Raw genomic sequence first — 11,794 nt, forward strand, 5'->3', positions numbered from 1 at the left:
TTCAATAATTGAATTTTTCTATCAACCTGACGATTTTTTCGACTTTGGTGTCTTGTTTTTTAATCTCTAATATAGCTTCAATTTGATTTATTTGCTCTTGGTCAGGCAGTTGTTTGAATCTTTGATAAGCTTTCGGAGCATCTTTGAGGCATTCCAAAATCTCCTCAGGAATAATCTCAGGGATTTCTTCTGCAAAAAGTATAATCCTCACCCAATCCCCTGCCTCTTTTTTGATGGATTTTCTGATTTCAGCTTTGACAGGAAGAAACAACTGCCCATTACCAAATGGCATTAGTGTGCAATTTTCCAATTTGTAATCATCAATGCTTCCGCTGACTTTCTTCAAACCAAAGGGAAACCGCTTTTCTTTTGAAACCTCCGGTATCAGGGCATAAGTCCATCCTCCTTTGCCTTCAAATTTTTGAAGGAGATAATCATTCTCTATAAATGGTTTTTTATCCATCGGTGGTTGGAAGCCTGATCAAAATCCCTTTAAATTTAAGGAATTTAACAATCAATTTTAAAACCTTATGGCCTTAAACTGTAGCGATTTTCCGGCAGGATATGGAAGAAGCATCCTTTCTCTTTGCATGGTTGTTTTTTTGATGGTGGCCACAATTTCTTGTACCGAAAAGACCGATCTCAAATCAAGGAAGGTTGTTTTGGTGATTTTGGATGGAATTCCTGCTTCGGTTATTGAAAAGGTTGATACGCCTAATTTCGATAGCATTGCCTTGGCCGGAGGATATGCGCGGGCATGGCTTGGAGGAGAAAAAGGGGGATATTCCGAAACGCCGACCATCTCCGCAGTCGGGTACAACAGCATGCTGACGGGAACTTGGGTCAACAAGCACAATGTCAAAGACAACAAGATCCAACTTCCGAATTATCATTACTGGACCATTTTCAGGTATTTTAAGGAATCCTTTCCCGATAGGAAAATTGCCATTTATTCCACTTGGCTGGACAACAGGACCAAACTCCTTGGGGAAGGTTTGACCGAAACAGGTAATTTAAAGTTGGACTATCACTTTGATGGATTGGAAGTGGACACTGTCCGGTTTCCCCATGATACCTTAAGCCAGTATATCTATGAAATTGACAAGTTGGTGGCTACAAAAGCTGCTGAACAAATCAGAGATTTTGCTCCTGATTTGACATGGATTTACCTGCAATACACCGATGACATGGGGCATCGCTATGGAAACAGTCCCGAAATGGATGTCGCGGTCCGAGAAGCCGACAGGCAATTGGGAGAAATTTGGAAAGCGATTCAATACAGAGAAAAAAACCACCAAGAAGAGTATTTGCTGATCGTCACGACAGACCACGGCAGGGCGCAGGGTGGATTCCATCATGGCGGTCAGTCGGATGAGGAGAGGGAAATATGGATGGCAAGCAATATTAAATTCAATGAAAGATTCAGTCAAAATCCTGCTGTGGTGGACATTTTTCCTACAGTTGCCACATTCTTAAATATTCCAATTCCAAGAGACCATGAGATGGAGTTGGACGGAGTATCCTTACAGGGAGAAGTATTTGCTTCTAATCTTACCGGAACCATTGACAAAGGAACATTGAAAATCAATTGGAAAGAATTTGGGAAAAATGAAGATGGTAAAGTCTGGATCACATTCGGAAATCAGTTTCGCTACGGAAAGGAAGATGAATACCTTTTGCTTGGCGAGGTAAATCTAGCTGATGGATTTGCCGAATTTGACTTTTCACCATACACATTCAAAAACGGTAAAGTGGTATTGGAAACCCCAACAGGTTTTTTGAATTATTGGGTGAAAAATGTACAAAAATAAACCTGACTGTATTTCAGTTTTGGTGTAAGGAAAAAGAATACAAAACCTTCTTATATGATAGGGATGGAGAAAGTCAAAATTATTTTTTTGGTCTGAAATGCAATAAATTTTCTTTCAATGCCAGAAACCCTTTAATCAAAAATTTATTTTTTTTGGGTTATTGTACAATACTTATTTTATCTATACTTTCCTGTATAATTGCTTGTCACCCAAAGCAATAATCAGGGATTGATTGTTTACTTGAAGGTAATTTTACCTTCTTTTAATCGTTTTTTGATTAACCGGATTTTCAAAATATCTCGCTTTTGGAAGCTTATCGGTCATGGGTGTTCAAGTGTATTGACATCCTTTTTAAGTTAAAACAGATCACATGTTTCCAATCAGACCCGGTCAGTATAGACACCTTCAGCCTCAATACCAAAAGGTGGCACCCCCTGATTTGACTTCAGGTTTGGAATCTTTTCCCGATCCCCAAAATTACTCGAATGCCCGACTAAAGTACATCGAAGCAGGTTTGGAACCTTTCGCGGGAGAATTGACAGATGCACATTTGGTGCACTTTATCAAAAGAACACGCTTTGGGGCCACTTTGGAGGAATTGAGAGGCCTTAGAGGTAAGACCCTCAGCACTATTATTGCTGAATCTTTAGCCTCATTTACACCGTTTACTGAGCCTGTCAATAATTATAACAAGGTAAGTGAAAACAAAATTGATCCGGATGTTCCTCTAGGTCAGAGCTTCGTAGAGGCGAAATTCAATCAAGATTTTGAAGGTGACAGGATTGTTGCGCTAAAAGCCTGGATGATTGGAAGGGTTTTAGGCCCGAGCAGCGGCATTCAAGAAAAAATGGTACTTTTTTGGTGGAATTTCCTTCCCATCAAAATGTGGCAGGTTTTTGTGGCAAAGTCATGCTTCCGCTACATCAACATGCTCCATAGAAATGCTTTAGGGAATTTTAAAACCATGATCCGTGACCTGACGCTTGATCCAGCGATGTTGGTTTTTTTGAGCGGGGCATTCAATAACAAACAGACACCGGACGAGAACTTTGCCCGTGAATTACAGGAATTGTTTTGTATAGGAAAGGGAAAAGGTGCCGGTTATAACGAGCAGGATGTGCAGTCCGCTGCAAGGGTACTGACGGGATGGACTGTCGATTGGGACAGCATCCATGCTGATGGAGAACCTGAATCTTATTTCAATCCCGAAATGCACCATCTTGGCAACAAACAGTTTTCGGCTTTTTACGGAAATAAGCTCATTACAGGAAAAGTAGGTGAAGCCGGAGCGGGTGAATTGGATGAAATGTTGGACATGATTTTTGCTACCCAAGAATCCGCAAAGCACATATCAAGGAAGTTGTATACATTTTTTGTAGCTAGTGAAATTACTGAGAATGCTGAGGCAAATGTCATTACTCCCTTGGCCAATATCATAAGACAAAACAATTACAATATAATGCCTGCCTTGGAGGTATTATTTGCTTCAGCCCATTTTTACCATCCCGAGATCATGGGTGCCTTGATCAAAAGCCCCTTGGATTTTATCCTTGGCTTATGGAGAAATTTTGATATGCCCGTAGCAGAAAATTCTTTGGCAGAAAAGGATTTTTATCAGGCTATTTTATGGGATATGAGTGGAATGGGAATGGAGGTCGGCGATCCACCCAATGTGGCAGGATGGACGCCATACTATCAGGCACCGCAATATGACAAGATCTGGATAAACACCTACACCATTCTGAAAAGGGCTACAGGTTCTGACTCTATGCTATTTTGGGGTTATTGGATTTCCAGTTCGGTGAATATCTCAGCTGACTTGCTGAAATATGTCAGGAGATTCACTAAACCTGAAGATCCAGTCTTATTGATCAAAGAATTTGCCCTGATTAATCTGGGTCTTGAACTGAGTCAATCCCAAATCGATCAAGCCAAGAAAATCCTATTAAATGGTCAGGATCAGGATTATTATTGGACAGGAGCCTGGCTGACCTATTTGGCATCTCCAAATAATCAGGAAAATGTTACCATCGTGACCAACAGATTGAAACCTGCTTTTCAGCTTTTATTGCAAATGGGAGAAGCACAACTGATGTAATTTTATGAAAAGAAGGTCATTTATAAAGCATGCCGCCCACAGTCTCGCTATCCCAAGTTTTTTGGGAGCAATGAGTGATAAGAGCTTTGGGCAGACATTGGATAAATTCTTACATCTGGCCAATGAATCAGACCGTGCATTGGTGCTGATTTATCTCGAAGGTGGAAATGACGGATTGAATACAGTAATTCCATTGACCCATCTGAGTCAGCTTAATAAGGTAAGGCCTCATGTAGTGCTCCCCGATAGTGGTATACTCCCGGTTGAGGGAACTGATTTTGGACTTCATCCCTCACTCTCAGGATTCAAAACTTTGTATGAAGAGGGTCGGATGCAGGTTTTGCATTCGGTAGGTTATCCGCAGCAGAATTTTTCCCACTTCAGGTCAACTGACATTTGGATGAGTGGGTCAGATGCAGATGAATTGGTTACATCGGGTTGGACCGGTAGGTACCTTGAAGCCACTCATCCACAATATCCCGAAGGATATCCTAACGGCGAAAACCCTGATCCATTGGCAGTGGAAATAGGATATGGTTCATCCATGCTTTTTCAGGGAGAAAAAGCAAGTTTTAGCATGATCATCAACAATACCAACTCTTTTTATCAATTGCTAAATAATGAACAGGAAGATACTCCCGACACTCCTGCAGGTGAAAAACTGCGCTACATCAGGTTGATCGCACAGCAATCACAGAAATATGGGGCAGTAGTGAGAAGCGCTGCCCAGAAAGTACCCCAACAAAAAGTGTATCCTAACACAAGGCTTGGAAACCAACTCAGGATTGTATCCAGGCTGATTGCAGGAGGTTTAAAAACCCCGCTTTACCTAGTAAGGATGGGTGGATTTGATACCCATGACAATCAGGTGGATGGGGGAGACCATACCAAAGGCAATCATGCCAACCTGCTGAAGCAGCTTAATGATGCGGTGGTCGCTTTTATGGAAGACATGGAATTTTTGGGAAGTGCTGACAGGGTAATGGGGATGACATTTTCAGAATTTGGAAGACGGATAGTGTCCAATTCCAGCGGTGGTACAGACCACGGTTCCTCGGCTCCTTTATTCATCTTTGGAAATATGTCCTATGGCGGATGCAAGGGAACTCCACCCAAAATCGATGGTTCAGAAGAATACAGAGACAATATTCCAATGCAACATGACTTCAGGAAAGTTTATAGTTCCCTCCTTGATCAGTGGTTTGGAGCGGAAAATTCAGTGAACAAATCGGTCATGATGGGATCTTTTGGAGAGGTGCCGGTAATAAAAAATGCCTTGGTGACTTCCATACAGAAAGAAGAACCGACAAACCTCAAAGTCTATCCAAATCCAATCAGAGATTTTGCTATCGTTAAGTTTGAGGTGTTTTCTGGAAATATCAGGATAGATGTCATTGACAGTCAAGGAAGGGAAGTAAATAAATTGTACGAAGGAATATCCCAAAATAGACAATTCACTCAGAATTTTGATTTCTCGATGTTTCCTCCGGGAAGGTATATCCTGCGGGTCATGGACGGGTATCGAAGGAGTACTTTCCATCTGATCAAATTATAAATCCGATGGTTCGGAATCCAACATTTGGCTCCAAAAATTGAATTATAAAAGAATAATGAAAAATATTAATAATGGTTTTTTGGTTAGATTGAATTAAAAGAGTCAGCTATCTGGCTGACTCCTTTTTTCCTCCTTTCAAAATACCACTAAGATTCTAAAGCATTTAAAAAAAGGTTATTTTTTTATTTGGTTAGAAGGGGTCAGTTGGGAGGCTGACTCCTTTCTTCTACCATTTTAAAAACCATAAAAAAACCGGGCGACAAATCCGGTTTCTAGGACATTTAAAGTAAAGGTTTATTTTTTTATTGGTTAGTTTGGTTAGAAGGGGTCAGTTGGGAGGCTGACTCCTTTCTTTTTGGCCGCCGCGCTCAGTGTCCTCACTGACCGATTGGGTATTAAACAGCTTTATCCAAATGCTTATCCAATACTTCTCTGATTTTTCCAGAAGGTCTTTCAGCAGAAGGATCAATGATTTTCCCTTCTTTGTCTAACAGTATAAATCTTGGAATACTATTGACCATAAAGAATTGGGTCAATTCCGATTGCCATGCATTTGCGGCAAACCACTGCAGACCCTCCATTTTTTTGTTCTTCACCATTTTCTCCCAAGGTTCGCGGGTATTATCAATGGATACTGTCAAAAAGACAACAGGCTTGTCTTTGTATTCCTCTTTCACTTTATCCCATTGTGGGTGCTCTGCGATGCAGGGACCGCACCAAGTCGCCCAAATGTCGATATAAACCAATTTTCCTTTTAAGTCACTCAGCTTCATCGAATCCCCTTTGATATCAGTAAAGGTAAAATCAGGAACAGGTTTTCCCGGTAAAATCGGATCCCATTTGGCCTTTGCTTTTTCTAACCTTTTGACATATTTAGGAGTGGAATTTTCCGATAAAAATTTCTTGTAAACTTCCTCTAGGTGCAAAGGGCCACGAAGTTCCAAGTTCGATTTAATGGATCTAAATTTAAAAAAATCACCTATTTCGGAAGTTTTGATTAAAGAATCTATAGCCATGTATTCTGCCTTTGCAAATGATGCAATAGAAGAATCTGACTTCATGATATCATTTGCCAAAGATTCAATCCGCCTATAAATCATATAAACATAAAACTCTACCTTAAGAAGCTCCACTCTATCCATAGGCAGATTTTCTACTTTTTTGTTTGATTCCTCAATAGGAAAATCAACAGAATCCTGCGGAATATTATTGGCCAAGGCATGGTACATGGGGTAAAGCTGGTCCATAAATATGTCCTGATAATGGAAAGAGGATTCCTCCCGAGATAGGAAGGCGGTGTCGATCCCTTCTGTGATTTTCAGTTCCTCATAAAACGTTTTCGCTATGGAGATAATGCTGTCTTTTTTGGAGAAATAGGCATCTTTTTTCACTGCCATAAATACATAAGGATCGTATAGACGGCTTTCATACAAGAAATAATCCCTTTTATTCAAGTACTCATTTTCTTGGGCCATATCACCCGAGGCAGTGAAAGTCTGTTCAAATTCCTTGCTGTCGCCTGTGACGAAAATGCTGTCACCGGGATTGAGGTAGAGGCTAAATCTCAAATCGCCGTTCAGGATCGAATAAATCCCTGTTTCCTCATAGTCAAATGCCAACACAAAGCTTCCATCCGATTTAACAGAATCTTGGGTAATTTCTTCATAATCATGACTGACACTGATGACGGGAGATTCGGAATTTTCAAGCTTGCCGGCAATGGTGATGCTGTTATGAATGATTTCAGGATTTTTGCTGCAGGAAGATAACAGGAGGCTTGCCGCCAAAACTGATAGAAAGGTATTTTTCATTGGAAATGTGGTATTAAGGAGATTGGGATATTGTGTGGACTTGATATCCTTCCGAACAGATATTCACCTAAAAGTATATTATGTTTTCAAGACTAAAAAACAGAATCCATGCAGTTGATCTTTCAAACTGATCTTTTATGAAAATTTAACGAAGATAAATTTTATGATTAAGAAAGGGTTTTCCGTTAATTTCATTCTATTGACATAAAAAAAAAACGTCAGCTATACCTGACGTGATTGAAAGTGAATGTGGATGGAGAATTTAAGCTGATTTTGACCAATAGCTTTGGTCAATTATCACATATTCAATTTAAACTGAATCTCTTTTCCCTCTTCATATTTTCTGAGAACTTCCTTCAATGAATTGAGGTAGTCCGACAGGTTTTTGTTATTTACCAAAGCGCTGTCTGCCTTATTTGCATCAGGAATGGTCACAGGCATTTCTCCGATGTATTTCTCCAGTTCGGGTGAATACTTCTTGATTTTGAGGGTGGCTTCAAGAATTTCTTGGTTGAGTTCTGCTTCGGTTTTCATAACAAATCTGAGTTTAAAGTGAATTTTCAATTTTTTACATAACAAAGATGGTTTAAAATAGGAAGTTTTATAAAAGAATGATGAATTGGACTTATACCATTTACAGGTAAAGTTTGAGTTATTGCAATTTTAAAAAAATCTGATTTTCAGATCCATCTTTGTTCATTAGAAATAATTCCGAGAAAAAGGGCTGTGAATGGGTCTGGTTCAGTTTTATTCTTATCCAAATTTCAAATGTTGGGTTTAATGAATTCTAACCTCTCCATATACCTTCATTAAAAGAAAATTAAAAAGGAGAATGTCAGTGCCGACAAGTATAAGATTGAAAGTGAAAATCTTAAGCCAACTCCCTTAAATCCACTGGAACAACTCTAGAGACTCCTGCTTCGATCATGGTGATGCCATAGATGATATCCGTGCTTGCCATGGTGCGCTTGTTGTGCGTCACGATGATAAACTGGGACTCTTTAGAAAAGGTCTGAATGATGTTGTTGAACTTATCAATGTTGGCGTCGTCAAGCGGTGCATCTACCTCGTCAAAGATACAGAACGGTGCAGGTTTTAGGAGGTAGATCGCAAAGAGGAGGGATGTGGCGGTCAGCGTTTTTTCCCCTCCGGAGAGCTGGTTGATGGTCAGAGGCCTCTTGCCTTTTGGTTTGGCGATGATCTCTATCGGACTCTCCAATGGATTGTTTGGATCCACCAAAGTCAGGTCGCATTGATCCTCTTCTGTAAAGAGCGAGCGGAAGACTTTTATAAAGTTCTCTTTAATCTTGCCAAAGGCATCCAAAAAAGTTTCCTTCGCCACCTGATCGATTTCCATGATGGTTTCCAACAGGGAGTTTTTGGCTTTGATCAGGTCGTCTCTTTGATCGGTGATAAAGGTGTGTCGTTCTTTGATTTCGTCATAGGCTTCCATTGCCATCGGGTTGATGGGACCTATTTTCTCCAAGCGATCTTTTGCTTTGCCGACGATTTCACGGATATCGGATTCGGCCATCCCGGCATAGGCTTCATCCAAGGCAGGATTATCCGCCATCAATCCATCCAAGTCAATCTCAAATTCCACACTCAGTCTTTCCTTCAGACTTGCAAGCTTGAGTTTGACTTCATTCATGGACTGCTGCATCTCATGGATGAGCGTATCTAGCGATTCTTTCGATTTCTGGAGTTCACGGATCTGCTTGTCGGTATCATCGATTTCCCCACGGCAGGCATAATAATCCTTTTCCGCTTCATTGACACCTTTTTCTATTCCTTCCTTCTCAGCATAAAGTTCGATCAGCTCGTCGTCTTTGATCTCATTGTTATCCAGCAAAGAGCGGATCTCTGCATCAATGGAAGCATGCTCAGTTTGGGATTTTTCAATCCTTTCTTTGCTGCTTTCGAATGCTGACTGCTTGAATTCTATCTCTTGCCCAAGGCTGTTGACGCGGTTAAGTTGTTGGTGATAGAGAATATTTTCTTGGTTGAAGGCCGCAGACTTTTGGCTGAGGCTTTCACTTTCAGTTTGGAGCTGAAGGTTGATTCTTTCCAATTCTTCTTCCAATGCTTCAAAAGCCGCCTTTTCATTTTCCAGATCAGGCATGATGGTTTCCAAACTGAATTGGAGTGACTCGATCCGGTCGAGGATATCTTCGCGCTTGTTGGCATTGGAAGAAAGGAGTTCTGCCAACTGTTCCTTTTTGGTGCGGACAGAGACATACTCCTGATTGGTCTCATTGATTCCCTGTTGCAGCTTTTCGATTGTCGATTTGAAGCTGATTTCTTTGATTTTGAGCAAGTCGGTGAGCTTGTCGTCAAGGTTGGCGCGAGTAGCCGAAACTTTCTTGTTGAGTTCCTTGATTTCCTTTTCGAGTTTCTCCAGATTTTTGGCCCGCCCTATTCTTTTTCCTTCAAATAGTCCAACAGATCCACCGGAGACGCTGAATTTCCTTTTGGTGAATTTGCCGCTTTCGGTGATGAAGATCGAAGATTGGTCCAAAGGAAAATCTTGGTATTCGCCCTTGACGATATAGACATCATCGAGGATAAAACCGATCAGTTTGGCGTATTTGTCATCGTATTCGATGATCTCCGTTGCCGGAATGGCATTGGCAAAAAGCTTGGTTTGCGCAGGATGGAAGCTGCTGAAATGCTCTAGGACAAAGAAATTGGCTTTTCCTTTTGCAGAGTCACTCAAAAGGTTTACAGCTGCAATTGCCTGCACTTCGGTCTCGACCACATAGTAATTCATGTAAGTTTCGAGGTAGTTTTCTATCGTGACCCTGTACTTTTCTTCCGTGGTCAGGATGTCGGATAGGAGGGGAGTGTCCTTCGCCCAACTTGAATTTTTCTTCAGAAACTTGATAGCCTCGGGATATCCCTCCAGGTTTTCGACCAAGGATTTTGTCAGGTTAAATTCATTTTGCCTCGCATCCAACTTCCTTGAAGTCTGCGTGACTTCCTCCCGAATCATATCAATAATGCGGTTGGTTTCCTCTATTTTTTGGATTTGGTCTTCCTCTTTGGCTTTGATCTTGGACAGTTCGGCGGATTTGAGGTCAAGGATATCTTTGAGCAAAACCATTTTGTCTTCAAACTCCGCCAAGTTAGAAACCTGATGGGTATCGTCTGAGGCAGTTTTTTCCAATTCCTGCTTAAGGGTAGAAAGCTGGATTTGCTTGATTTCCTGGTCTTTGGAAAGTTGATAAACCCGGTCTTTTTTGGAAGAAAAATTCCTCGTCAGCTCTCTTTGATTTTCCTGGATTTGGGTCTGTTCTCTTTTTTGGGATTCGTAGGCGGCACGCAATTCCTCGACGATCATTTCTTTTTCGGCGAGCATCTTTTGGGCAGATTCACTTTCCTGCTCGAGGGATCGGATGCTGAATCCTGCACGATCGTTTGACTTGCGGTCCGCATCGATCTGTTCACGGAGTTTTTGTGCGCGGTCTTCTAGAAATCTCAGCCTTTCATTTTTGATTTTTTTGTCACTTTCAAACTGCCTGATTTTGTTGACATGCTCATTGAGTGTCTTTTGGCGGGAGGAAAGCAGCTTTTCTTTCAGAATGAGATCGGCCTTGCTGAATTCCAATAAGGCTTCTTTTTCTGCGACTTTGGTATTGACTTGAAGCTTGCGGTCTTGTTCCTGCTGTACTTTTTGGTTCAAAGAAATCAGCGAATCAGCATGTTTTTGAACAGATTTTTTGGCGAGGTTGATGCTCGCTTCCTTGTATTCTTGTTTGATTTCAAAATAACGTGCAGTCTGCTTTGCCTGTTTTTCAAGGCTTTTGAGGTTTTTCTCTATTTCAAAAAGGATGTCATCCACCCTTGCAAGGTCGGCATCGGTATCTTCGAGTTTTCGGAGGGTTTCCTTTTTCCTTGATTTGAATTTGGAGATTCCGGCCGCCTCTTCGAAGAGTTCGCGGCGTGAATTGTTTTTGTCATTCAGGATTTCATCGATCATTTTCAGTTCGATGATGGCATAGCTGTTAGAATTGATGCCGGTATCCATGAAGAGGTTGATGATGTCCTTCAGTCGGCAGGCAATGCCATTGAGCAAGTATTCACTTTCACCTGATCTGTAATAGCGCCTGGTGATGGTAACGTGCGTGTATTCTGTGGGGAGGAGGTTTTTGGTGTTTTCAAAAGTCAGGGAAACTTCCGCGAGATTGCTAGGTTTACGGTTTTTAGTCCCGTTGAAGATCACGTTTTCCATCTTATCGGAGCGGAGCAACCGGGATTTTTGTTCCCCGAGCACCCATCGGATCGCATCCACGACATTGGACTTGCCACAACCGTTTGGACCGACAACTCCGGTGATTCCCTTGTCAAAATGGATGACCATCTTGTCCCCAAAACTCTTAAAACCTTTGATCTCTAGCTTACTCAGCAGCATCCTTTACCTCTTTGAAAATGATTACAGACAAAATTACTTGAATTCGGAAATTAACCAAGACGAATAAAGTATGAAGTGGGAAGTAAGAAGTAAGAAGTACGAAGTTGG

Annotated in this window: 7 protein-coding genes; 3 read left to right on the forward strand and 4 right to left on the reverse strand. The window is 41.2% G+C overall.

Going from position 1 to position 11,794, the window contains the following annotated elements; translation table 11 throughout:
* Position 1: 1 nt before the first annotated feature.
* Positions 2 to 463 (reverse strand): YdeI/OmpD-associated family protein, encoded by a 462-nt coding sequence (locus M3O96_RS20135; RefSeq protein ID WP_249723842.1) that lies wholly within the window; start codon positions 461 to 463, stop codon positions 2 to 4.
* A gap of 67 nt (positions 464 to 530) precedes the next feature.
* Between M3O96_RS20135 and M3O96_RS20140 the strand changes: the two genes are divergently transcribed.
* The 3 genes from M3O96_RS20140 to M3O96_RS20150 all read left to right on the forward strand — a co-directional run bounded on the left by M3O96_RS20140 (position 531) and on the right by M3O96_RS20150 (position 5,464).
* Positions 531 to 1,811 (forward strand): alkaline phosphatase family protein, encoded by a 1,281-nt coding sequence (locus M3O96_RS20140; RefSeq protein ID WP_249723845.1) that lies wholly within the window; start codon positions 531 to 533, stop codon positions 1,809 to 1,811.
* A 370-nt stretch (positions 1,812 to 2,181) separates the two neighbouring features.
* Positions 2,182 to 3,909 carry a DUF1800 domain-containing protein gene (locus M3O96_RS20145; RefSeq protein ID WP_249723847.1) on the forward strand — a complete coding sequence of 576 codons (1,728 nt, stop codon included), beginning with the start codon at positions 2,182 to 2,184 and terminating at the stop codon, positions 3,907 to 3,909.
* Between the two features lie 4 nt (positions 3,910 to 3,913).
* Complete coding sequence (locus M3O96_RS20150; protein ID WP_249723849.1) at positions 3,914 to 5,464, forward strand: DUF1501 domain-containing protein; 1,551 nt, start codon at positions 3,914 to 3,916, stop codon at positions 5,462 to 5,464.
* Positions 5,465 to 5,859: 395 nt separating this feature from the next.
* Here the strand turns inward: M3O96_RS20150 and M3O96_RS20155 are convergent, their stop codons facing one another.
* The 3 genes from M3O96_RS20155 to smc form a co-directional block, all read right to left on the reverse strand.
* Entirely contained in the window at positions 5,860 to 7,275 is a 1,416-nt protein-coding gene (locus M3O96_RS20155) for a TlpA family protein disulfide reductase (protein ID WP_249723850.1), read from the reverse strand.
* A gap of 297 nt (positions 7,276 to 7,572) precedes the next feature.
* Positions 7,573 to 7,809, reverse strand: coding sequence for a hypothetical protein (locus tag M3O96_RS20160; protein ID WP_249723852.1), 237 nt, complete (start codon positions 7,807 to 7,809; stop codon positions 7,573 to 7,575).
* Between the two features lie 337 nt (positions 7,810 to 8,146).
* Positions 8,147 to 11,686 carry a chromosome segregation protein SMC gene (gene smc, locus M3O96_RS20165; RefSeq protein WP_249723857.1) on the reverse strand — a complete coding sequence of 1,180 codons (3,540 nt, stop codon included), beginning with the start codon at positions 11,684 to 11,686 and terminating at the stop codon, positions 8,147 to 8,149.
* Positions 11,687 to 11,794 lie beyond the last annotated feature (108 nt).

Origin of the sequence: Aquiflexum sp. TKW24L, assembly GCF_023502205.1 — a bacterium.
Classification (GTDB): domain Bacteria; phylum Bacteroidota; class Bacteroidia; order Cytophagales; family Cyclobacteriaceae; genus Cognataquiflexum.

Bases quoted from the DNA above. Each gene is read 5' to 3' on its own strand.
- M3O96_RS20135 (WP_249723842.1), bottom strand. From the start codon at position 463: ATGGATAAAAAACCATTTATAGAGAATGATTATCTCCTTCAAAAATTT.
- M3O96_RS20140 (WP_249723845.1), top strand. From the start codon at position 531: ATGGCCTTAAACTGTAGCGATTTTCCGGCAGGATATGGAAGAAGCATC.
- M3O96_RS20145 (WP_249723847.1), top strand. From the start codon at position 2,182: ATGTTTCCAATCAGACCCGGTCAGTATAGACACCTTCAGCCTCAATAC.
- M3O96_RS20150 (WP_249723849.1), top strand. From the start codon at position 3,914: ATGAAAAGAAGGTCATTTATAAAGCATGCCGCCCACAGTCTCGCTATC.
- M3O96_RS20155 (WP_249723850.1), bottom strand. From the start codon at position 7,275: ATGAAAAATACCTTTCTATCAGTTTTGGCGGCAAGCCTCCTGTTATCT.
- M3O96_RS20160 (WP_249723852.1), bottom strand. From the start codon at position 7,809: ATGAAAACCGAAGCAGAACTCAACCAAGAAATTCTTGAAGCCACCCTC.
- smc (WP_249723857.1), bottom strand. From the start codon at position 11,686: ATGCTGCTGAGTAAGCTAGAGATCAAAGGTTTTAAGAGTTTTGGGGAC.